The 22,129-nt window shown below is 29.4% G+C and carries 23 protein-coding genes and 1 other annotated feature; of the genes, 17 read left to right on the top strand and 6 right to left on the bottom strand.

The genetic code is table 11. From position 1 onward, the window contains the following. Positions 1–269: 269 nt before the first annotated feature. The 10 genes from HMPREF9629_RS08180 (at position 270) to HMPREF9629_RS08140 (ending at position 8,914) form a co-directional block, all read left to right on the top strand. Positions 270–1,562: a DUF1576 domain-containing protein gene (locus HMPREF9629_RS08180; protein WP_009525922.1), complete on the top strand. Its 1,293-nt coding sequence runs from the start codon at positions 270–272 to the stop codon at positions 1,560–1,562. A 6-nt stretch (positions 1,563–1,568) separates the two neighbouring features. Beyond that, entirely contained in the window at positions 1,569–1,919 is a 351-nt protein-coding gene (locus HMPREF9629_RS08175) for a hypothetical protein (RefSeq protein WP_009525921.1), read from the top strand. Positions 1,920–1,928: 9 nt separating this feature from the next. Beyond that, complete coding sequence (locus tag HMPREF9629_RS08170) at positions 1,929–2,684, top strand: IclR family transcriptional regulator (RefSeq protein ID WP_009525920.1); 756 nt, start codon at positions 1,929–1,931, stop codon at positions 2,682–2,684. 380 nt (positions 2,685–3,064) lie between these two features. After that, positions 3,065–4,015, top strand: coding sequence for a metal ABC transporter solute-binding protein, Zn/Mn family (locus HMPREF9629_RS08165; RefSeq protein ID WP_009525919.1), 951 nt, complete (start codon positions 3,065–3,067; stop codon positions 4,013–4,015). Positions 4,016–4,028: 13 nt separating this feature from the next. Further along, positions 4,029–4,748 carry a metal ABC transporter ATP-binding protein gene (locus HMPREF9629_RS08160; protein ID WP_009525918.1) on the top strand — a complete coding sequence of 240 codons (720 nt, stop codon included), beginning with the start codon at positions 4,029–4,031 and terminating at the stop codon, positions 4,746–4,748. Beyond that, positions 4,738–5,499, top strand: a complete 762-nt coding sequence (locus HMPREF9629_RS08155; protein WP_009525917.1) for a metal ABC transporter permease — start codon at positions 4,738–4,740, stop codon at positions 5,497–5,499. The genes HMPREF9629_RS08160 and HMPREF9629_RS08155 overlap by 11 nt, the downstream gene beginning before the upstream one ends. Next, complete coding sequence (locus HMPREF9629_RS12270) at positions 5,471–5,614, top strand: hypothetical protein (RefSeq protein WP_242822035.1); 144 nt, start codon at positions 5,471–5,473, stop codon at positions 5,612–5,614. Before HMPREF9629_RS08155 ends, HMPREF9629_RS12270 begins: the two co-directional genes overlap by 29 nt. Beyond that, positions 5,611–6,681: a metal ABC transporter permease gene (locus HMPREF9629_RS08150; RefSeq protein ID WP_009525916.1), complete on the top strand. Its 1,071-nt coding sequence runs from the start codon at positions 5,611–5,613 to the stop codon at positions 6,679–6,681. Before HMPREF9629_RS12270 ends, HMPREF9629_RS08150 begins: the two co-directional genes overlap by 4 nt. Before the next feature lie 268 nt (positions 6,682–6,949). Further along, entirely contained in the window at positions 6,950–7,579 is a 630-nt protein-coding gene (locus tag HMPREF9629_RS08145) for a uracil-DNA glycosylase family protein (protein WP_009525915.1), read from the top strand. Between the two features lie 375 nt (positions 7,580–7,954). Continuing rightward, entirely contained in the window at positions 7,955–8,914 is a 960-nt protein-coding gene (locus HMPREF9629_RS08140) for a carbohydrate kinase family protein (protein ID WP_009525914.1), read from the top strand. Positions 8,915–9,208: 294 nt separating this feature from the next. Here the strand turns inward: HMPREF9629_RS08140 and feoB are convergent, their stop codons facing one another. From feoB to HMPREF9629_RS08120, 4 genes are all read right to left on the bottom strand, one after another. After that, positions 9,209–11,386 (bottom strand): ferrous iron transport protein B, encoded by a 2,178-nt coding sequence (gene feoB / locus HMPREF9629_RS08135; protein ID WP_009525913.1) that lies wholly within the window; start codon positions 11,384–11,386, stop codon positions 9,209–9,211. A 66-nt stretch (positions 11,387–11,452) separates the two neighbouring features. After that, a complete protein-coding gene (locus HMPREF9629_RS08130) occupies positions 11,453–11,671 on the bottom strand; it encodes a FeoA family protein (protein WP_009525912.1) in 219 nt (72 codons plus the stop codon). Between the two features lie 302 nt (positions 11,672–11,973). Continuing rightward, complete coding sequence (locus HMPREF9629_RS08125; RefSeq protein ID WP_009525911.1) at positions 11,974–12,192, bottom strand: FeoA family protein; 219 nt, start codon at positions 12,190–12,192, stop codon at positions 11,974–11,976. A 544-nt stretch (positions 12,193–12,736) separates the two neighbouring features. Beyond that, a complete protein-coding gene (locus tag HMPREF9629_RS08120; RefSeq protein WP_009525910.1) occupies positions 12,737–12,997 on the bottom strand; it encodes a hypothetical protein in 261 nt (86 codons plus the stop codon). 577 nt (positions 12,998–13,574) lie between these two features. On the opposite strand from HMPREF9629_RS08120, the gene HMPREF9629_RS08115 reads away from it, so the two are divergent. Continuing rightward, entirely contained in the window at positions 13,575–13,802 is a 228-nt protein-coding gene (locus tag HMPREF9629_RS08115) for an acyl carrier protein (RefSeq protein WP_009525909.1), read from the top strand. Positions 13,803–14,573: 771 nt separating this feature from the next. Here the strand turns inward: HMPREF9629_RS08115 and HMPREF9629_RS08105 are convergent. Beyond that, positions 14,574–14,750 carry a hypothetical protein gene (locus HMPREF9629_RS08105; RefSeq protein ID WP_009525908.1) on the bottom strand — a complete coding sequence of 59 codons (177 nt, stop codon included), beginning with the start codon at positions 14,748–14,750 and terminating at the stop codon, positions 14,574–14,576. Between the two features lie 339 nt (positions 14,751–15,089). Between HMPREF9629_RS08105 and cbiB the strand changes: the two genes are divergently transcribed. The 6 genes from cbiB (at position 15,090) to HMPREF9629_RS08075 (ending at position 21,250) form a co-directional block, all read left to right on the top strand. After that, a complete protein-coding gene (gene cbiB / locus HMPREF9629_RS08100) occupies positions 15,090–16,019 on the top strand; it encodes an adenosylcobinamide-phosphate synthase CbiB (RefSeq protein ID WP_009525907.1) in 930 nt (309 codons plus the stop codon). 489 nt (positions 16,020–16,508) lie between these two features. Then, entirely contained in the window at positions 16,509–16,763 is a 255-nt protein-coding gene (locus HMPREF9629_RS08095; RefSeq protein WP_009525906.1) for a (2Fe-2S) ferredoxin domain-containing protein, read from the top strand. Further along, positions 16,764–18,287: a 4Fe-4S dicluster domain-containing protein gene (locus HMPREF9629_RS08090; RefSeq protein ID WP_009525905.1), complete on the top strand. Its 1,524-nt coding sequence runs from the start codon at positions 16,764–16,766 to the stop codon at positions 18,285–18,287. A gap of 76 nt (positions 18,288–18,363) precedes the next feature. Continuing rightward, positions 18,364–18,597, top strand: a binding site (T-box leader). A 153-nt stretch (positions 18,598–18,750) separates the two neighbouring features. After that, complete coding sequence (locus tag HMPREF9629_RS08085; protein WP_009525904.1) at positions 18,751–19,596, top strand: transporter substrate-binding domain-containing protein; 846 nt, start codon at positions 18,751–18,753, stop codon at positions 19,594–19,596. A gap of 264 nt (positions 19,597–19,860) precedes the next feature. Beyond that, a complete protein-coding gene (locus HMPREF9629_RS08080; protein WP_009525903.1) occupies positions 19,861–20,535 on the top strand; it encodes an amino acid ABC transporter permease in 675 nt (224 codons plus the stop codon). Next, the gene (locus tag HMPREF9629_RS08075; protein WP_009525902.1) at positions 20,528–21,250 is read left to right on the top strand and encodes an amino acid ABC transporter ATP-binding protein; all 723 of its coding nucleotides are present in this window, start codon (positions 20,528–20,530) and stop codon (positions 21,248–21,250) included. The genes HMPREF9629_RS08080 and HMPREF9629_RS08075 overlap by 8 nt, the downstream gene beginning before the upstream one ends. A 233-nt stretch (positions 21,251–21,483) precedes the next feature. Here the strand turns inward: HMPREF9629_RS08075 and HMPREF9629_RS12265 are convergent, their stop codons facing one another. Beyond that, positions 21,484–22,101 (bottom strand): copper amine oxidase N-terminal domain-containing protein, encoded by a 618-nt coding sequence (locus tag HMPREF9629_RS12265; RefSeq protein WP_009525901.1) that lies wholly within the window; start codon positions 22,099–22,101, stop codon positions 21,484–21,486. Positions 22,102–22,129: the final 28 nt, after the last annotated feature.

Below are 22,129 nucleotides of genomic sequence, written 5' to 3'. Positions count from 1 at the left end.
TAAAATAAGAAAATTCAAAAAATAAGAATAAAAATTATAAATGACTTCATACAACTATTATACAAAACCTATAATACTTTTATGAAGTTATATAATTTTTATATAAAAGTGAATTAATTCTAAAAATATTATTCAAAAAAACTTTTTTTTCTTAAAAAAATGATAGATAAGTTATGAGTTTGTATGATATAATAATTTATAAAACACATACATTTGCTGTTTTTCTTTAATATTTATCTTAATACTTTTAAGAAATGAGGTAATTTATCTTGAATAAACTTTTTGAAAAAATTTCTTTTTGGCTGCCTACGAATAAAAATCCTTTGAAAAAAGATTTGCAATATTCAGTTGTTGCTATATTACCTGTAAGTATGATAATAATATCATTTTTCTATAACAATCCTGTACAGATAGTAAAAGGATTATGGACAATAATATTAGCTAATGATGTATTTGCAACGGATTATACGCAAATATCTTCAATAGGGGCAGGATTATTCAACTCAGGAATAGTAACACTTATAAATATATATATACTTAGAAAATTTGATTTGAAGTTAAACGGTATAATAATATCCGCACTTTTTTTGATAACAGGCTTTGCTTTTGTCGGCAAAAATATATACAATATATGGCCGTTTTACATAGGTGGATATATATATGCAAAAACACATAAGGTAGATTTCAAAAATGTTATAGTTACTTCAATGTATACTACCGCACTTGCGCCTATAATATCTGTTATGGCACATACATTTGCGATAAATGTTATAGCTGCGGTGATATTGTCTTATTCAATAGGAATTTTTATAGGCTATGTTATGCCTGAAGTATCATCAAGAATGCTAATGGCACATTCAGGTTATAATGTATATAATACAGGATTTGCGGCAGGATTTATGGCGATAGTGATAAATTCCATATTGAATGTGTTTGGAGAGCGTGTATCACCTAAAAATATAGTGAACTTAAATTTTGACTATGGTCTTTTAGTTATGTTTGTGATGTATTTTTTAGTATTGATATTAATAGGATATTCACATAACAATGAAGATTTTAGCGGTTATTCGAAACTCATATCATATTCCGGAAGACTTATTACGGACTATACAAGGCTTTGCGGTTTTCCTATAACTCTTGTAAATATGGGTTTTTTAGGATTAATATCAATAGCTTATATAATACTTATGGGCGGAAGTATAAATGGACCGACAATAGCGGCTCTTCTCACCGTTGTGGGATTCGGAGCGCTTGGAAAACATCCGAGAAATACAATTTCAATAATGATCGGTGTGGCTATATCGTCAAAGATGCTCAGTACGGACTTGTCAACAACAACCATAATAATATCCGGACTTTTTGGAACCACTCTTGCTCCAATAGTCGGAGAATACGGATTCATATACGGACTTTTAATAGGTCCTCTGCATCTTGCACTTGTTGCCAACATCGGTTCTCTTCATGCCGGGCTCAATCTGTATAACAACGGATTATCAGGAGGAATAATAGCTATGACTGTTGTACCTATTTTGGATTCGTTTAAAGTAGGGGAAAGAAGGTAAAATAATATGTATGAAAATAAAAAAGTATCTAAAATTGTAGACGAGGTACTGACTTATCTGTTAGGGAAAGAGGCGACAGATATAAATATAAAAGTTGAAAAATTGCCTAAATATACAATGATTCAAACTACTTCTCAAAATATAAAACTAAGCGAACAGGAACTGGTTGAACTTCGTAATTTTCTAAATTCTACACATAGAGAAGCTGAAACAGAGCAATATTATTGGGCTTTGGCGGGAGAAGGCAATGCGTCTGAAGAACTCGGACTTGTAGCAATAATGGTAGATATTGCCGAGATATATTATGAAGGTGATGAGCTTAAAATGGATTTTTTAAGGAAAAGATCGGATAATTAGGAGAATTTTATGATACAAAGTATACAAAGGGCGGTGAAGATACTTGATGTAATGAAGATTCCTGATAAGGAGTTTTCTATAAGAGAGATATCTCTTGCGACATCATTATCTGCAAGCACTGTGCATAGAATACTCGCAACACTTGTAGAATGCAATTATGTAACTCATGATGAAGTTACACATAATTATAAATTGGGCTCTGCACTAATATCACTTGGTATAGCGGCTATACATAATACAAAATTACAAGAGGCATCTGTCAGAATTTTGAAAAAATTATCATCTCTTACACAAGAAGATTCTTTTTTGATGATAAGATCAGGAAACAAAGGTATAATTATACAAAAAGAACAAGGGCCTAATAACCTTAAAGTTGTAGAAAATTTCGGATATGAAATATCGCTTCACTGGGGAGCAATAAGAAAGGTTTTGCTTGCTTATCAAAGCGATGAATTTATACAAAAATATATAAAAGAAGAATTTAAGCCTACACCTACACGCATAACTTTAAATACAGATAATCTTATAGATGAGCTTAAATCAATAAGGGAGAACAAACTTGCAATATCAACAGGAGATTATATACATAACGGAGTAGGAATAGGTGCACCTGTATTTGATTATACATCAAAATTAGTTGCATCAATAGGTATAATAGGTACTACGTCAAGAATAAATAAGAACAATATAGAAAAGATGAGCAAAACAGTATCAAATTGTGCAAAAGAACTGTCAAATATAATGGGATATGTAGGGCAAAATTAAAACATAGATTGAAAAATAATCTATGTTTTTTTATATATTTTAGATTGACAATAAATAATAAATGATATAAAATATCATAATAGAAAATTTATATTTTTGAATTAAAAACAATTACGAGTAGATATAGTTATATTTATAAGTATGATTTTTTAAATATTTAAGCCATAATATGTATATGGAAGATATATTATTTGATTTATTATACTAAATGCTAATTAAAATTATATTATCATTGTATATATAAAAATTTATATTTTTCTAAAAATAAACATATAAAAATATAAATTTTTTATATTCTATAATAGTGTTTTATTAGTTGTGTTTATATAATTCACTATATAAATTAATATAGAATAATAATTTATAATTTGGAGGAATTTATGAAAAGTATTTTGTCAAAAAAAGTTTTTATATCATTTGTTATGATGTTGGTATTTACATTTATGTTTACATCTTGTGCTAAGGATGAAAAAACATCTGGTGATAAAGCGGATTCAAAACCAAAAGTTACAGTTACAACATCATTTTTAAATGATATGGTGAATGTGCTTGCAAAAGATATGGTAGATGTACAAATGATAATACCTGCCGGTTCTGACCCTCATCTTTATGTAGCAAAACCGGAAGATCATAAAAAGATACAAGATTGTGATTTGTTGCTTTATCATGGACTTCATTTTGAAGGCAAAATGGTAGAAGCATTAGAGTCAAAAGGAATAGCTGTATCAAAAAATTTCCCTCAGGATAAAATAGGACGTATGCAGGAAAATGGAGAAGAGATTACTGATCCGCATTTTTGGTTTGATATAGATTTGTATAAGGATGCAACTAAAGTGGCTGCTGAATCGCTTATAGAGTTATTACCGGACAAAAAGGGAGAAATTATGTCCAATCTTGAAAGCTATTTAGGAGAGCTTGATAAGGTAAAAGAAGAGGCAATGGGAAAAATAGCACAGATACCAAAAGAAAACAGATATTTGGTTACGCCGCATGATGCGTTTAACTATTTTTCAAGAATGTTTGATATTGAAGTTGTTGCACCTCAAGGAGTAAGTACAGATTCTGAAGTTGCAAACAAAGATTTGAGCAAGACGGCGGATTTTATTGTAGAACATAAAATAAAATCAATATTTGCAGAAAGTACAACAGATCCGGCTCGTATGGAAAAATTAAAAGAATCTTGCAAGGAAAAAGGTTTTGATGTAAAAGTTGTATCAGGAGAAGGGAAAGAGCTTTTCTCTGATTCTCTTGCTCCTTCAGGTCAAGACGGAGATACATTTATAACTATGTTTAGGCATAATGTAGAGTTGATATATGAGAATTTAAGATAAAAAGAGGGATATTATGAATGCTGTAAAAGTAGAGGATTTGACGGTAGCATATGGTAAAACACCTGTGCTTTGGGATATTGATGCAAATTTTGAAGAAAATAAAATAACAGCTATAATCGGACCTAATGGTGCAGGCAAATCTACTTTGCTTAAAAGTATTCTCGGTTTTATAAAACCTGTTGCCGGAAGTATAAAAATTTTCGACAATGATATTGATAAAAGCAGATTACAAGTGGCTTATGTACCACAGTCAAACAGCGTTAATTGGGATTTTCCTATAAATGTGCAAGATGTTGTATTGATGGGAAGATATCGCTCAATCGGTATTATTAAAACCATAAGTAAAGATGAGAAACAAAAAGCGTTAAATGCTCTTGAACAAATGGATTTGCTTGATTTAAAAAATAGACAAATTTCACAGTTGTCAGGCGGTCAAAAGCAAAGAGTTTTTATCGCAAGGGCTTTATGTCAAGATGCCAAACTTCTTATAATGGACGAACCTCTTGCAGGAGTAGATAAAGTCAGCGAAAAAATTATAATGAATAAGGTAAAAAATCTAAAAAAAGACGGAAAAACAATAATATGCGTACACCATGATTTAAATACAATAAAAGAATATTTTGACAATATAGTTATGATTAATAAATTCTTTGTTGCGGGTGGAGATATAAATAATTATTTTACTAAAGAGAATATTGATAAGACATATAAAGAGGTGGCTTATGATATTTGATATTATCTTTTCATATGATTTTTATGTTGTTGCTATAGGCGTATGTATACTTGCAATAGCATCGGCTATGGTAGGATGCTTTAGCGTATATAAAGGTCAAAGTTTGGTGGGAGATGCAATAGGTCATAGTTCATATGCGGGTGTAGTGCTTGCATTTATGATTTTTCAAACTAAAAGTCCTCTTATATTGACCTTGGGAGCAGGTATTATAGGTGCAATATCTTATCATACTATAAATGTTATAATTAATAATTCAAAAATAAGATTGGATTCGGCTCTTGCTATTGTGCTTAGCGGTTTTTTCGGTTTGGGTCTTGTACTTGACAGCTTTATTCAAGGAAATGCAAATTTTTCTAACGCATCTCAGGCAGGACTTAGAAATTATATTTTCGGACAAGCGTCATATATTATGAGAGAAGATATAATTTTTATATCATCATTTTCTGCAATATCCATAATACTTATGCTAATGTTTTACAAAGAGCTTATAATATGTATTTTTGATAAAGACTATGCAAAAAGCCTCGGATATTCAACTAAAATGATTGACAATGTATTACTTGTTATGATGATTTCTTTGATATGCGTAGGATTGAAAACAGTCGGTGCAATTCTCATAAGTTCTTTTTTAATAATTCCGTGCATAGCTGCATCTCAACACTCTAAAAATATAAAAAAATGTGCTTATATTAAGCTCAATTATTGCAAGCGTAAGCAGTTTTTTGGGAGTTTTTATAAGCAGTACAGTTGACAGAATGTCCACAGGTCCGACAATTATTATAGTGATGTGCATTTTGACATTGTTATCTATGGTATTCGGTAAATATGGAATGATAGCAGAAAGAAAAGTGAGGATTCAGATATGATAGAAGTATTTATGACACTTGTTATTACAGCTGTTACTTGCAGTTTACTCGGCTCATTTTTGTTGCTTAGAAATTTATCTATGGTGTGTGATGCTTTATCACATAGCGTGCTGCTTGGCATAGTATTGGCATTTATAATAGTGAAAGACTTGAATTCTATATATCTTATAATAGGTGCAGGTCTTTTTGGAGTTCTTACTGTATGGGTTGTGGAAAAATTATCTCAAAAAGGGCTTGTAAAAAACGATGATGCACTTGGTATAATATTTCCTTTATTTTTTTCAATAGCGGTTATAATAATAAGCAAGTTTTTTAGAAATGTACATTTAGATGTTGATATAGTGCTTATGGGAGAGGTGTTGTTGGCACCGTTTAAAAGAATGTTCAATCTTCCGAGAGATTTTGTAGTGATGCTTGGACTATTTATAATAAATTCTATATTTGTAATAGTTTTTTACAGAGCGCTTAAAATATTATCTTTTGACAAAGACTATGCATTTATGCAATCCATAAAGATAAATGCGTTGTTTTATTGCCTTATGACACTTACATCTGTGACAAGCGTGGCTGCGTTTAATACAGCAGGTGCAATACTTGTCATATCACTTTTTATTGCACCGTCAGCGAGTGCATTTTTGATAGCCAAAAGCTTGAAACAGATGATATTGCTGAGTATGTTATTCAGTGTAATAAATGTAAGTATAGGTTTTATATTGGCAATCAGTTTTAATATGTCGGTGGCAGGTATGTGCAGTTTTGTAGGTATGATTACTTGTTTAATGGTAATTGTATTTGGAAGAAACGGTATAATAGTAAAATCAAGAAACAATATAAATATCAAAAAACAACTCAACTATGACTTAATATTGATACATCTATACAGACATAAAAACAATCTTATAGAAACAGGAATAAACAGCATAGATTCACATTTGAATTGGGATAAACAAAAGACAAATGAAAATATAGATTATCTTATAAATGAGAATCTTGTTGAAAAAAACGATGATATGTATATTCTTACAAAAAATGGAATAAAATATGTAGAAAATATGCTAAGAGCATGATACATCTCTGTAAGTTTGATTAAACTTCTAATTATCCGAAAAAATACCATAGAAAGATTGAAATAGTAATTATTTATTTGATGAACAACTTTTTAAAAGCTGTTCATCTTTTATATTTTATGAGCTATTATTTTGTGTTACAATTTATATATAGTAATTAAATATGCTTATGACAAAAATATTAAATATAAATCAAAACTATATGGTATTTTTTAAATGATGAATGGTATAAATAAATATAAATTTTTTATTAAAGGAGAATATATAATTGAAGAAAGCTGATACAATTATAAATATTAAAGAAAATTGTGATAATAAAAACACTTCACTTGAAGAAATAATAGAAAAATTAAAAAAAGATGAAAGAAATAAAAAATTTAGCCAAAATGCTATACCGCCTATTCTTCAAATTGATTCCGGAGCTAAAATTTTAATTATAGGTCAAGCTCCGGGTAAAAAAGTAGAAGAAACACTCATTCCTTTTAATGATAAATCAGGAGAAAAACTTATATCCTGGCTCGGCATTAATAAAGAGATTTTTTATTCCAAAGACATAGCTATTATGCCTATGGATTTTTATTATCCGGGAAAAGCCAAAACGGGTGATCTTCCACCACGAGCTTTTATAGCACAAGAATATCACCAAGATATCATTAGAATGATGCCTAATATAAAACTTACAATTCTGATAGGGAAGTATTCTATTTTTTATTATTTAAAAAATAAAGCAAAAAACAATCTTACAGAAACTGTAAAACATTATAAAGACTACTTGCCGGAATATTTCCCTATCGTTCATCCAAGTCCGTTAAATTTTCGCTGGCAAGCAAAAAATCCATGGTTTGAAAATGAAGTTGTTCCAAAGCTTCAAGAAATAGTTAAGAGAATACTTAACTAATCATATTTTAAGAGTATATTTTTATATCAAAATATACTTAAATAATTATAATAATCTTTTATATTTAATTATAGTGTGATATAATTTTATTAAGATATAAAATTGTTATAATGAGCATATTAAAAAAAGGAAAATAAAAATTTATTTTAAAACGAGTATAAAAAAATTCTTCATAAATAGAATATATTAGAAAATTTTTTTATAAACCAATCAATATATTTTAAGTTTTAAGCATTCGTTTAAAAAAATAAGAAGAAATTTTCTTTAAATTCGGCATTGAAATTTATATAAATGAATAATTATATAAGATAACAGTATATAAATAATTCAAAAGTTTATAGAAACTATAAATTAAAACCGATAAGGGGAAACGGTATGGGAAGAGTTTTTACAATAGGTGAAGCGCTTATTGATTTTATTCCGCTTGAAATAAAAGATTCGCTAAAAGAAGTAGGGAGTTTTGCTAAAATGCCAGGTGGAGCACCGGCAAATGTAGCAGTTACAGCGTCTAAATTAGGGAGTAAATCATATTTTATAGGTATGCTCGGAGAAGATTCTTTTGGAAACTTTTTGCTTGATACTTTAAATAAATATGGCGTTGATACAGCTTATACTTATAAGACTTCTAAAGCTAAGACAGCATTGGCGTTTGTATCGCTTGGAAAAGATGGCAGTAGAGATTTCAGTTTTTATAGAGATCCGAGTGCAGATTTATTTTTATCAGTAGAAAATGTTAAAAATATAGAGTTTAGAAGCGATGATTATATAAGTTTTTGCTCAGTTGATTTAGTTCCATATCCTGTGAAAGATGCTACAGAGTATTTGCTTAAAAAAGCGAAATCATCCAATGCTACAATACTTTTTGACCCGAATATAAGAAAAAATTTATGGAACGATATGAACTTATATAGAGAAACTGTGCTTTATTTTATGAAATATGCGGATATATTAAAAATATCTGATGATGAAATAGAATTTATAACAGGAAAATCTGACATAGATGCAGGTATAGACTTTTTGAAAAGTCTGGGGGTTAAAAATATAATATTGACGCTTGGAAAAAATGGAGCAAGCGCATACTTTGGCAGTAAATATTTGCACATTGATGGGATTTCTATTGTTCCTATTGACACGACAGGTGCAGGAGACTCATTTGTTGGAGCTGTACTTCATATGCTTGATATTATAGGCAAAAAACCGGATGATTTGAGTAAAAGTGAGTTAGATGAAATATTGAATTTTGCAAATAAAGTAGGTGCTTTGGTATCTACTAAAAAAGGTGCAATAGATTCGTTACCTACAAAAGAGGAAGCTTTAAATTTCATAATAGATTAGATAATGATAACAGGTTATACTGAAATATATTTAAAATAACTTTTAATATCAATAATCATTTATAATGCCAAGTATTTTATATTTGAGAAAATCATAGATATTTTATGTATTGTAAATTAATTTTGTTATAATGATGTTACATTGCGATTTAATGGATTTTTAATATAATATTAAAATATAAAAAAGTATATTAAATTTATCATTTTTATTAATACTTATTCATTTAGATATTAGATAATATTTAGAGATAGAAAAAAGAACCCTTTTTTAGGGTTCTTTTTATATACATATTAATTACATTTTAATAGTGTTAAGATTTGTTATTCTTTCGCCTTCATCTATCTTATATGTTCTAAACAATAGATATAGACCTATTATTAACAGTATTACAGCTATTATTGTGCCTACTGTGAAACCTTGACCAGCCAATAACACTATACCTAATTGATAAGTTATAAATGCTACTACATAAGCGAATACTGTTTGGTAGAAAAGTGCAAATCCTGTCCATTTAGGGCTGTTCATTTCACGTTTTATTGCACCTACTGCCGCAAAGCAAGGTATGCAGAACAAGTTGAATAACATGAATGAGAATGCTCCGATAGCACCATTTTCAAACATCTTGGATGCAAGTCCTACAAATTGAGCATTTTCAGCTACTGTTTCAGGATCTACTTCCATTTGAGCTATAACACCCATAGTTGATATTACATTTTCTTTTGCGATAAGACCTGTAAATGTAGCGACTGTAGCCATCCAGTTACCGAATCCGAGCGGAGCAAATATCGGTGCTATTGCAGTACCTATTATAGCAAGTATTGAGCCTGATGTATCATCTTCGAATGATATGAATTCGAATGATGGAGTAAAGTTCATCAAGAACCATAATATGATTGATGATGCCAATATTATTGTACCGGCTTTAGTCGCATATGATTTTGTTCTTTCCCATACATGTAATAGTACATTTTTCCAAGCCGGTGTATGGTATTGTGGGAGCTCCATAACAAATGGTGCGGGGTCTCCTGAGAACATTTTTGTTTTTTTAAGGATTATACCTGATATTATAATAGCAATTATACCAAGTACATATGTCATCGGTCCAACCCAAGCGGCACCGTCAAAAGCTGCAGCAGCTATAAGTGCTATTATAGGAGCTTTTGCACCGCAAGGCATAAATGAAGTTATTATTACAGTCATTCTTCTGTCTTTTTCGTTTTCTATAGTTCTTGAACCCATTATACCCGGAACGGAACAGCCCGTACCTATCAAAAACGGTATGAATGATTTACCGGAAAGACCGAATTTTCTGAATATTCTATCCATTACGAAAGCAACTCTTGACATATATCCTATATCTTCAAGAACACCAAGGCATAGATAAAGTACAATTATAAGCGGTAAGAAACCGAGAACGGCACCAACTCCACCTACTATACCATTCATTATAAGTCCTGATAAAACTTCATTAACGTTATTTTGTTCCAACAAGTTTGAGAAGAATGCAGTTACAAACCCTTCATCCCCAAATACAGTTTCATTTATATAGTCTGAACCCATAGTACCTATTGTACTTACGGACAGATAGTATACTGCCCACATAACGGCAATAAATATAGGTAAAGCAAGTATTCTGTTAGTTACTATAGAATCTATTTTATCAGATGGAGTCATCTTGGATTTTATTTTTTGTACGGCTTTGGATATAACGGAAGTTATTACACTGTACCTTTCATTTGTTATTATACTTTCTGAATCATCGTCCATAGATTTTTCTACTTTTTCTATAGCCTCTTCAATTATATTTCTATCGTCTCCTGAAAAACTAAAATGTTCTACTACTTTTTCATCTCTTTCAAACAGTTTTATAGCAGTCCATCTCTTGTTGGAAACGGTAGAAAGTGAAGAACAGTTTTCTATTGCCGATATTGCCTGTTCAACATCATTAGAAAATCTGAATATCACATCTTGATGAGATTTTTTTGAATTGCCTATTGATATTACTTCATTCATAAGATTGTCGATACCTGTGTTCTTAAGAGCCGATATTTCAATAACCTTACATCCGAATGATTTTTCAAGCTCTGAAACATTTATCTTGTCGCCTCTTTTGTTTACAACATCTATCATGTTAAGAGCTATTACAACCGGGATATTAAGTTCCAACAGTTGAGTTGTAAGATATAAGTTTCTTTCAATATTTGATGTGTCAACCATATTAAGTATTACATCAGGTTTTTCATTTATAAGAAAATCTCTTGATACAACTTCTTCAAGTGTATATGGAGAAAGTGAATAAATTCCGGGAAGGTCAACTATGTTTACTTCCTTGTTTTTTCTATAAGCCCCGGCTTTTTTTTCAACTGTTACTCCGGGCCAGTTACCTACATATTGTGCAGAGCCTGTAAGTATGTTGTATATTGTAGTCTTGCCTGAGTTGGGGTTACCGGCAAGTGCGACATTGATACCCATAATACCTCCTAAATATTAAAAATAAGTATTAATAAATGATAACAAATAATAAAAAAATTTTTAAAATTACTCAACCTCTATAAAAGAAGCATCCGATTTTCTAAGAGTAAGTTCATATCCTCTTACAGTTATTTCAACAGGATCACCTAATGGAGCAACTTTACGTATAAAAATTTCACAACCTTTAGTTATACCCATATCCATGATTCTTTTTTTTGTAGCACCTTGTCCTGTAAGTTTTGTAACTTTTACAGTACTGCCTATAGATGCTTTATCCAATGTCATAATAAAACCTCCTATCTGTTAAATTTTTTACGCTGATGGAAAATATCAATACTGAACGTTATTGAAGATCATCAAAAATTGAAACTAAGTAAAAAATTTATAAAATAAACTTATTACTTTGCCGTTTGCTTGAATAACAGTAAAACAATTATAAATAAAAAACATAATTACGACGCTATGTAGCTGATTATTATAAAATAAAAATTTAAAAATATAAAAAGCATATATAGATGCTAAGAGAGTTAATAATTAGTAAAAGTGATTTTATTATGAAGTATAAAATACAAATAAAATCACTTTTACTATTCAGGACTTACCATAATTTTATTAGTCATGTCTTTCCCTAAAGCAACTCTTGAGTCTTTTATATTTACAATCATATCGCCGGCATTTACGGAGATTACAACAACTTGTGCACCGATAACAAAACCTAAATTTTCGAGGAATTTCTTTTGTTCAGGTTTACCTTTTATAAGTGTTACCAAGCATTTATCTCCTATATTCATCATAGATAAAGGCATAATTACCTCCCAAATAAATAAAAAATAATATAAAAGATTACTGAAATCATTCTTAATTATATATTTTAATTTTTAATTTGTCAATCAATATAGCCAAGATTTTCAAATGAAATATAAGTTCATTTTTATGAAAGTATAATGCTTTGGCATCGGTATCTTAAAAAATGAACAGTTCTATAAATATAATTTTTTCTATATGTATATATGATTTAATAAAATAAATTATGAAATTTAAAGAACTCGACTTTTCAACATGGGAATAGACACTAAATCTTTCAAATCTCAAGCAAGAATTGGAATAAAATACTTAACTTGACTTATTATAAAATCTTTGATTTGTATGTATTGTTTAATCATACAATCAAAAAATGTAAGTAATACTATTATCCATTTGAACTGCCATACCATTTTGAATTCTATATAATATATTTTTATGTGAATATTTATTATATTATTTCATATTATATATGGCTTTTTAAAAGATTTTCAGTATAAATAATTAAGAGTAGTTAAAAACTCAATATCTTTTACTTCATTAAATATATTATAATACAAGCACCGGTTTTTTATTCAATATCTGATGTCTTCTTGTATTCTTTTTTATATACTCAAGTATCATATGTCTTGTAAATACTATACTTATATGAGATATAATCATATCAAAACTCACTGCTTTAAACTCTTTATTAAGATTAAGTAAGCCCTTTGATACTTTAAACACTACTTCTATATCCCATCTATTAGCATAGATTCTAAGTATATCTTCTTTATCTACTGTAATATCTGTGCATAGTAATGTTATCATTTAATGTTTTGAATATTTCATTCTTAAATTCCATATAACGTATTTCTTTCCATATTTGTTCTATTTTTACTTTCTTATTTGGGCAATCTTTTCTTAATTCTTCTCCTATTAATTTGATTTTTTTAAGGCTTCTATTACATCTTCTCTTGCCTTTTTTGGATGTTTACTTCTTGGCACTACTTTTTTCTCCATCCATATCTTTTAAAAGTCTATATATTTGACTTCCTCTAATTTTTTCATTAGGTTATAAAACTCCATCAGAAAGTTCTAAGTAAGTTTTTTTGAGTGATTTTATAATTGTGTTGCATTTATCTTGATAATCTATCTTTTTATAAATAAAAATATTGATTTTTTTGCCATATTAGTATAAACTTACAAGTGAATTTTTTATTTTTGTGAATTATACGCTCTGTATTGTTTTAATATTGGGAATTTTTAAATAACCATATACTATAGAATAATTCTGCAAAAATTATAGCATAGTTAAAAATATATGGTATTTTAAATTCAAGGTTGTATAAGTAATTTTGAAAATTTTTATTAAAGATATATTTATGGCATTATAGGAGGATTAATAGTGATCTTTGAAAAAATTAGAAAAATAATATCGAGTCATACTGGTTTAGATAAAAATAATATAAATTTAGATTCAAACATAGTTGACGATCTTGAACTTGATTCAATTGAAATATTTGATATATTATCTGAGATAGAAGGGGAATTTTCTATAGAAATAGATGAAGATTCGTATGAGGATTTTAAAACAATTAAAGATATTGTTGAATATATTGAAAATACTATATAAAAAGACTGATGATAAAATCAGTCCTTAGATTGAAGGCAAACCTGAGAAATAACTTCTGTGGGTTTGTTTTTTTGAAATAAATTTGTATTTTAAGTTTTGATAAATATTTTTTACTACTTTTATTAAATTTTTTGGTAAAGGTTTCTGTTTTTGTGATAACATCTTTACCAATTTCTTTATATTTAGGCATATGGAAGTAATGGCTGCTTTTACAGTCATTTTTCCTATTTCTTTTTTGTTTGTATATTTTAAGTCGTTACACTCTTTTGCTACACAAAATTGTCTTTCTATATTGTATGTTTCATTGCATATTTTGTTTTGCCTGTATATGTGTATCTATAATCTTCACATATATCTATATATACTTGTGATATATTTTTACAATTTTTATGTAACATTATTCATCATCTGATTTCATATACTTATACTATTTTCTAAGAAAATTATGGACAATTTATATAATTATATAGCATTAATATAAATAGTTGATTAGAAAGACTAATTATTATATTTTTCCATTATTCTATAAGATTTTAGTATAACTTTGTTTTTATACTAAAATTCAATAGAACGATAGAAAAATAGCGTTGTGAAAATTTAGCAAATATATAACTATATTCATATGCTTCTTAGCAATAAATTATCTATTATTCTATTGGCGATTAGTATTATTAGTATTAGATGTGAAAAGAGGAAGATATTTTTAAAATTTCTTCCTCTTTGTCTACACTTTGACATCTAATCCGTTAGATGCATTTTTTAAATAATAATTTATAGGATACCTTTTAAATCAGAATTTTTATCATATTTCTTTTCGTCAGTAGGGCAAGAATTTGAATGGCATGAACCGTTACAGGAAGAACATGAAGAACCCTCGCCACGAAGAGAAAAATACAATGCTGCTATAAAAATAGCACCTACTATAATACCTGCAATTATGTTTTGCATAATGAGCCTCCAAAATTAATCATAATTTGAAACAATATATATCTGAATAAATTAGTAAAAATTGCAATTTTTAAGTAATTTAAAGCAAGATTAATATAAATTGTCCATATAATTGATACCAATTATTACTAAAAATATTCATAAAAATAGTTATTGATAACATCAAATTAAAGCTATTTTTCATAAAAGTATTGAAATATACACATTTATTGACAGGTATAAAATATTTTTATATCGATTTATAAAATAAAATGATTATATTATAATAAAATATTATTGAACGCTTATATAATCAGCTATATAATAATCTTAATTATAATAGCGAAAATTGGAGAATATATGTATTTTAAATATAGTATTTTTATAGCCTATCTGCTTGATTTAATATTTGCAGATCCGTATAATATGCCTCATCCTGTAAAAATTATCGGAAAACTTATAAGTTTTTTGGAAGATATGTTTTTAAAAACTCATATAAGCAAATTTATATCCGGAATATTTACAGCAGTTATTACAATAAGTATATCTTATATAGCGACATATTATTTAATAAATCTTTCATATGGCGTAAATTTTTATCTTGGTGCTGTTTTTGAATGCGTGCTTGCTTACACAGTATTTGCAAGTAAATGCTTGGAAAAAGAAGCGATAAAAATATATGAAGAGATTAAAAAAAATGATTTAAATTCAAGCAGAATAAAACTGTCTTATATAGTAGGCAGAGATACAGAAAAATTGTCATTTTCAGACATAATAAGAGCTACAATAGAAACAGTTGCCGAAAATACTGTAGATGCGGTTATAACACCTATATTTTTTATGATAATAGGGGGAGTACCGCTTGCTATGGCATTTAAAGCCGTGAGCACATTGGATTCTATGATAGGGTATAGAAATGAAAAATATGAGCAATTCGGTAAGTTTTCTGCAAGGTTGGACGATGTGTGCAATTTTATTCCTGCAAGAATATCTGTTATAATATTCACATTCAGTGCATATATAAATTCTCTCGACTGGAAAAATTGCATAAAAATAGGATTGAGAGACAGAAAAAAACATCTAAGTCCGAATTGTGCCTATCCTGAGGGCCTAATTGCGGGGACGCTCGGCATACAACTTGGCGGAGCACATTATTACAAAGGGAAACTTGTAGAGAAAGATACAATTGGAGATGATTTAAGAGATCCTGATAAAGAGGATATATTAAAATCAGTAAAAATGTTGAGAGTTAGTACTGTTATATGTGTTATTACAGCATTTAAATTTTAAGCTATAATTTTAATTTATCATCTTGCCTAACTTTGTTAGACTTCACATCAAGTCTCAGTTACGTACCTTAAGTACGCGCCTTCGACTTTCGTTAGTCTGCCTCGTTATCCAAGTGCTAAATTAAAATTAATACTCTCTTTGATAAGTGCGAATTATAAATTATTTTTTAGTAAATTGAAACTAAATAATTCAGTATTTAAACAATATAATCTATAATAATTTTTAAAAATATTTTGATTTTTACAGTATTTACTTCCAGTTGAATGAAATTTTACTTAAACAAGGCAAGCAATAAATTAAAATTACTATCTTATTGAAAAAAGTGCAGTATTGTTGTATAATGCTTTTGCAATTGTTAAATTTAATCACTGAAGTTAATATTTTCATAGGCTATATGATATATATAATCAATTCATATATACTATCAGTTATTGTTAAAAAATTATTTTTTGTAAGTTTTAAAATGCTAAATAACGGAGGGGAATTATTATGAAAAATCTTAATATTGACATATGTTGCGGAGCAAGATGTACTATGATGGGATCTGTAGATTTGTTGGAAAAAGCGGAGAGTTTTAAATCTGTTTTTCCGGATGATAATATTATTGTGCAAGTAGTGCCATGTACCCAAGAATGTAAAGGAACTAAAACATCTGCCGCACCTATAGTTACTATAAATAACGAAAAAATGTTAAATGCAACACCACAAAAAGTAATGGAGAAAATGATGGAGGTTTTAAGATAAATGAGGACGGAATTTACACCTTTAATACAGCTTAGAAGAATGGTTTTTGTTGAAATAGCTAAAATGGGGTATGATGACAGTAAAAACTTGCCGATAAATTTGGAACAAGCCGTTTATAATATTTTACCCGGAGAAGTGGCGAAATATAGAGAATCTATATTTAAAGAAAGAGCTATAGTAGGTGAAAGACTTAGAATGGGACTTGGTCTTAAAATGAGAGCGCAAGATGAATATTCGAGACTTTCTGACGGTTGTGAAGAAGTTATAATAGACGAAAGGATAGTTCAAGATTCTCTTATAGAGGTTATGCCTTTTGCATGTGAGGCATGTCCTACAAAGACATATAGAGTTACAAATAACTGCAGAAAGTGTCTTGCGCACCCATGTATACAGGTCTGTCCCGTCAATGCCATATCTATGGGCAAATATTCTACAGTAATAGATGAAGACAAGTGTATACGCTGTGGTAAGTGTAAAGAAAGCTGTCCTTACAATGCGATAGTATTTTTTGACAGACCTTGTGCTGCTGCTTGTGGTGTAAATGCTATAGAATCCGATCATTTGGGCAGAGCACATATTAATCAAGATAAGTGTGTTACTTGTGGTATGTGTTTGGTAAATTGTCCTTTTGGAGCTATAGCGGATAAAACTGAAATATTCCAGCTTATACAAGCTATAAAATCAGGAGAAGAAGTACATGCTATGCTTGCTCCTGCATTTGTAGGTCAATTCGGTCCTATAGTCACACCTGATATGATAAAAGAAGGTATAAGAAGATTAGGTTTCAAATCAGTAGTAGAAGTTGCGATAGGAGCGGATATAGAATCTATACATGAGGCGGAAGAATTTATAAAAGAAGTTCCGGATACACTTGAATTTTTAGGAACATCCTGTTGTCCGTCCTGGTATTTGGCGGCTACAAAAAATTTTCCTGAGTTTAAAAAGAATATAAGTTCATCAGCTACACCTATGGTGGCAACTGCAAAATATATAAAAGACGAGCACAAAAAGGCAAAAGTTGCCTTCATAGGTCCATGTATAGCAAAAAAAACAGAGGCGTCACAGCCACATTTAAGAAACCATATAGATTTTGTTATAACATTTGAAGAACTTATGGGAATGTTGGTTGCACAAAATATAGATTTTGCAAGCTTGAAAGATGCAGAAAAAGCTAAAGATGATGCTTCAACTTCAGGAAGAGGATTTGCAAGTGCAGGTGGAGTTGCACAGGCTATAATAAACACTATTCACAAAGCTGAACCCACTTTTGAAGTAAAAACATATAATGCAGACGGATTGCATGAATGTATGAAAATGTTGAAAATGGCAAAAGCAGGTAAATATAAAGGCTACTTACTTGAAGGTATGGGATGTCCGGGCGGATGTATAGGAGGACCGGGAACTCTTGCACCTATAAATAAGAGTGGCAGAGAGTTGGAAAAATACAAAAATGCATCACCGTACTTTACAGTGCAGGACAATAAAAATGTAAAGCATGATTGGATAAAGCGAGAAGAAGTTTAAATAAAAAAATATTACACAAAAATAAAAAAGTGCTTGACAAATCGAAAATAATAATGTAAGATTTATAAAAATTAAATATAAGCCTTTGAAACAGAATAAGTAATCTAATTGATTGTTTACAGCGAGCGGCATATGATGAGAGGTCGCATATGATTTAGATGAAAAATATTAGGGACTGTTTCGGTTATTTTGACAAAGATTAATCGAGTATCAAAATACGTAAGAATGCGTTAAATTTAAAAGTGGATAGATATTTAAAAATATCTGTCAATTAGGGTGGTACCACGGGTAAATGTTGCTCGTCTCTTGTTTTTAAAGAGACGAGCTTTTTTTTTAAATACTTATCTATAGTTTCAATTTAATATTATTATTACCTAATTGAAGAATTGAGTGTAATAAAAAATATTATAAATTTAATGCTGTTTAATACTTTATTATTAATTCGAATTTGGAGGGAACTTGTATGAAAAAGAATTTACTTAAACTTATGTGTTTATCATTGGCGGCAATACTTACATTTACTGCTTGCAAAGGTTCAAAACCTGAAGAAAATAAACAGGAAAAAGAAGAAAATACAGCAACAATACAAACAATAGATGCAATTAAAGAAAAAGGTAAATTAATAGTAGGTACATCAGCAGATTATCCACCTTATGAATTTAAGGCGCTTATTGAAAATAAAGAAGAGATAGTAGGATTTGACATAGAAATAGCAAAAAAAATAGCAGAAAAGTTAGGTGTTGAACTGGAAGTAAAAGATATGGATTTCGCCGTTCTTATACCTACGGTAAAAAGCGGACAAGTGGATATGATAATAGCAGGGCTCAACCCGAATCCGGAACGTGAAAAGGAAATAGGTCTGTCAAATGTTTACTATGAGTCATCACAAGGTGTTCTTGTTAGAAAATCTGATTTGGCATCTTATACGTCAGTCGATGACTTAAAAGGCAAAAAAATCGGTGCTCAAATGGGAAGTATTCAAGAAGAAATGGCAAACTCAATAGAAAATGCACAAGTAAAATCACTACCGCTTATAACATCATTGCTTGTTGATTTAAAAACTGAAAAAATAGATGCAATAATAATGGAAGCACCGGTTGCAAAGCAATATGCAAATAATGATGAAGATCTTGCAGTACCTGATTTTGTACTTGAAAGTGAAGACACAGGAACAGCAGTAGGAGTGAAAAAAGAAAATACAGATTTACTTCAATTTATAAATGAAACATTAGATGAATTAAAAGCAGACGGTTCAATAGACAAATTCGTAGTGGATGCGATAAGTTTATCAAATGAACAAGCTAAATAAAATTTTTTATTAATTTTAAATCATATAATATTTTAAATTTGAAAAAATATATTCATAAAATCTAAATATGTCTGATGAGTTTAATTATGTGTCTTAAAACAGAAATATGAAGAATATATAGGGAGTTATAAACTCCCTACAAATTTTTATAGGTAATTAATACAATCTCAGAATAGAGAAATTTATATGGATGAAATTGAATCTGATTTGAAAAAATAAATTCAATTAAGCGGATATCAGAATAAATAAGAAAGGAGGAGTTATATGATTGAAATGCTGATTAAATATAGCAAAATATTTTTACAAGGTACTTATTATACAGTCGGTTTATCTTTCGTATCAGTGCTTATAGGTACATTAATCGGACTTATACTTGCTTTATTCAGATTAGCTGACTCAAAGACCATGAATTTTATGGTTGCAAAGATACTTAATTTTATAGCTGCTTTATATGTTGAAGTTATAAGAGGAACACCGCTACTTGTACAGATATTTTTGGTAAAATTAGGTTCATATCAGATATTTAATCTTGATTTACCTGATATAGCTATAGGTATAATTGCAGTATCAATAAATTCTGGAGCATATGTATGTGAAGTAATTCGTTCAGGTATACAAGCGGTTGACAAAGGACAGATGGAGGCGGGAAGAAGTCTTGGGATGACATATAAAATGACTATGAGACTTGTAATATTACCACAAGCTGTAAAAAATATACTTCCTGCACTGTGCAACGAGTTTGTAACAGTTATAAAAGAAACTTCAATAGTATCATATATAGGTGTAACAGATTTATTTTATGCGTCAAAATCAATAGGCTCTATGACGTATGACACACTTACACCATTATTTATAATAGCACTTATATATTTATTTATAACATTTACATTGTCAAAACTTGTCAGATTGCTCGAAAGGAGGTTATCTCAAAGTGATTAGAGTTGAAAAACTTAAAAAAAGTTACGGGAAAAAAGAAGTTTTAAAAGAAGTCAGTACAGTAATAAATGATGGAGAAGTTGTGGTTGTAATAGGGCCGTCAGGTTCAGGAAAATCAACTTTTTTGAGATGCCTTAACAGACTTGAAGATATAAATGAAGGTAAAATTTTTTATAATGATATAGAGATAACTGATAAAGATGTAGATATAGATAAATTGAGACAAAAAATAGGGATGGTTTTTCAACATTTTAATCTTTTCCCTCATAAAACAATAATGGAAAATATAACACTTGCACCTATAAATATAGGCATTATGAATAAGGAAGAAGCGGAAAAAATTGCTTTAGAACTGCTTGACAAAATGGGACTTAGCGAAAAAGCGAATGTATATCCGTCATCCTTATCAGGAGGACAAAAACAAAGAGTTGCAATAGCAAGAGCACTTGCAATGAGACCTGAAGTAATATTGTTTGATGAAGCTACATCAGCATTGGATCCGGAAATGGTGGGAGAGGTGCTAAGCGTTATGAAAGATCTTGCCAAAGAAGGAATGACAATGGTAGTTGTTACGCACGAAATGGGCTTTGCAAAAGAAGTATCTGATAGAGTTTTGTTTATGGAAGAAGGTATAATATACGAAGAAGGAGCTCCCGAAGATATATTTTCAAATCCAAAAGAGATGAGAACAAAAGAATTTTTGTCAAAAGTATTGTAATTGTATAAATATATATAATTTAAATAAGATTTATAAACAAAAAAAGATTGTATTTTAAATTAGTTTAAAATACAATCTTTTTTGCTGTGCACTTGATTATATACTGATACTAAAAATCTGTTAAATATCCACATAATTGCATTACAACAAAATTATTGATAATTCATTATAATGCTACCGAACATAAGATATTTGGCATTATAAGCAGTTATTATTATAAAAAATTATATGGATTAATAATTATTTATGACTATTTTGTTGCCTTCATATGATATTTTTGATGAATCCAAACCGAATGCTTTTGCGAGGTAATGAGCCGGTATCATAATTTTACCGTTTTTAAGCATCGGTCGTATACCCATATTTTCTGATTTACCGTTTATAGTTATATAGCTTGAATTAGGGGATATTGCTACTGTTGTATTAGGTTTTGATAATGTTGTCGTTTTTGTTGACGCGTTATAGTTTACCCATAGACCTAATTTATTTGCAAGCGGTGTTACGGCTACAAATAATCTTCCGTTTGACGTAGTTACCTCTACACCCATATCAACTTGTCTTCTGTTGCCGTATTCATCTTCTTCGGTAAAATATCTCGAACCTTGAGTTATTATTACCTTAGGAGAGTTATTTCCTGTTGGAGAATAATTTGCAGCTTTATTGATATTATATCCTCTTTCTCTTGCTATCAACTCGTTTTCTTTTTCTTTAAGTTTTTGTTCTTTTTCAAGATTTGCTTGGCTTATATTGTCATCTCCGACTCTCATTTCAGGGAATTTATAGCCATAATCGTATTTGTCATAATAGTCGTAATATCCTCTTTTACTTGATGAATCCCTAAACGGATTCATGAAGAACGGATTATCATATTTTTCCCTA

The sequence above is a fragment of the Peptoanaerobacter stomatis genome (assembly GCF_000238115.1).
In the GTDB taxonomy this organism is placed as follows: Bacteria; Bacillota; Clostridia; order Peptostreptococcales; family Filifactoraceae; genus Peptoanaerobacter; species Peptoanaerobacter stomatis.
The sequence above is the reverse complement of the archived record's forward strand: the minus strand, read 5'-3'. Positions and strand labels throughout refer to the sequence as shown.

Excerpts from the sequence above, each read along its gene's own strand:
- HMPREF9629_RS08155 (WP_009525917.1), top strand. The coding sequence starts at position 4,738 with ATGATATTTGATATTATCTTTTCATATGATTTTTATGTTGTTGCTATA.
- feoB (WP_009525913.1), bottom strand. The coding sequence starts at position 11,386 with ATGGGTATCAATGTCGCACTTGCCGGTAACCCCAACTCAGGCAAGACT.
- HMPREF9629_RS08120 (WP_009525910.1), bottom strand. The coding sequence starts at position 12,997 with ATGATAACATTACTATGCACAGATATTACAGTAGATAAAGAAGATATA.
- HMPREF9629_RS08165 (WP_009525919.1), top strand. The coding sequence starts at position 3,065 with ATGAAAAGTATTTTGTCAAAAAAAGTTTTTATATCATTTGTTATGATG.
- HMPREF9629_RS08125 (WP_009525911.1), bottom strand. The coding sequence starts at position 12,192 with ATGCCTTTATCTATGATGAATATAGGAGATAAATGCTTGGTAACACTT.
- HMPREF9629_RS08090 (WP_009525905.1), top strand. The coding sequence starts at position 16,764 with ATGAGGACGGAATTTACACCTTTAATACAGCTTAGAAGAATGGTTTTT.
- HMPREF9629_RS08095 (WP_009525906.1), top strand. The coding sequence starts at position 16,509 with ATGAAAAATCTTAATATTGACATATGTTGCGGAGCAAGATGTACTATG.
- HMPREF9629_RS08160 (WP_009525918.1), top strand. The coding sequence starts at position 4,029 with ATGAATGCTGTAAAAGTAGAGGATTTGACGGTAGCATATGGTAAAACA.
- HMPREF9629_RS08080 (WP_009525903.1), top strand. The coding sequence starts at position 19,861 with ATGATTGAAATGCTGATTAAATATAGCAAAATATTTTTACAAGGTACT.
- HMPREF9629_RS12265 (WP_009525901.1), bottom strand. The coding sequence starts at position 22,101 with ATGAATCCGTTTAGGGATTCATCAAGTAAAAGAGGATATTACGACTAT.
- HMPREF9629_RS08175 (WP_009525921.1), top strand. The coding sequence starts at position 1,569 with ATGTATGAAAATAAAAAAGTATCTAAAATTGTAGACGAGGTACTGACT.
- HMPREF9629_RS08105 (WP_009525908.1), bottom strand. The coding sequence starts at position 14,750 with ATGCAAAACATAATTGCAGGTATTATAGTAGGTGCTATTTTTATAGCA.
- HMPREF9629_RS08150 (WP_009525916.1), top strand. The coding sequence starts at position 5,611 with ATGATAGAAGTATTTATGACACTTGTTATTACAGCTGTTACTTGCAGT.
- cbiB (WP_009525907.1), top strand. The coding sequence starts at position 15,090 with ATGTATTTTAAATATAGTATTTTTATAGCCTATCTGCTTGATTTAATA.
- HMPREF9629_RS08130 (WP_009525912.1), bottom strand. The coding sequence starts at position 11,671 with ATGACATTGGATAAAGCATCTATAGGCAGTACTGTAAAAGTTACAAAA.
- HMPREF9629_RS08140 (WP_009525914.1), top strand. The coding sequence starts at position 7,955 with ATGGGAAGAGTTTTTACAATAGGTGAAGCGCTTATTGATTTTATTCCG.
- HMPREF9629_RS08085 (WP_009525904.1), top strand. The coding sequence starts at position 18,751 with ATGAAAAAGAATTTACTTAAACTTATGTGTTTATCATTGGCGGCAATA.
- HMPREF9629_RS08170 (WP_009525920.1), top strand. The coding sequence starts at position 1,929 with ATGATACAAAGTATACAAAGGGCGGTGAAGATACTTGATGTAATGAAG.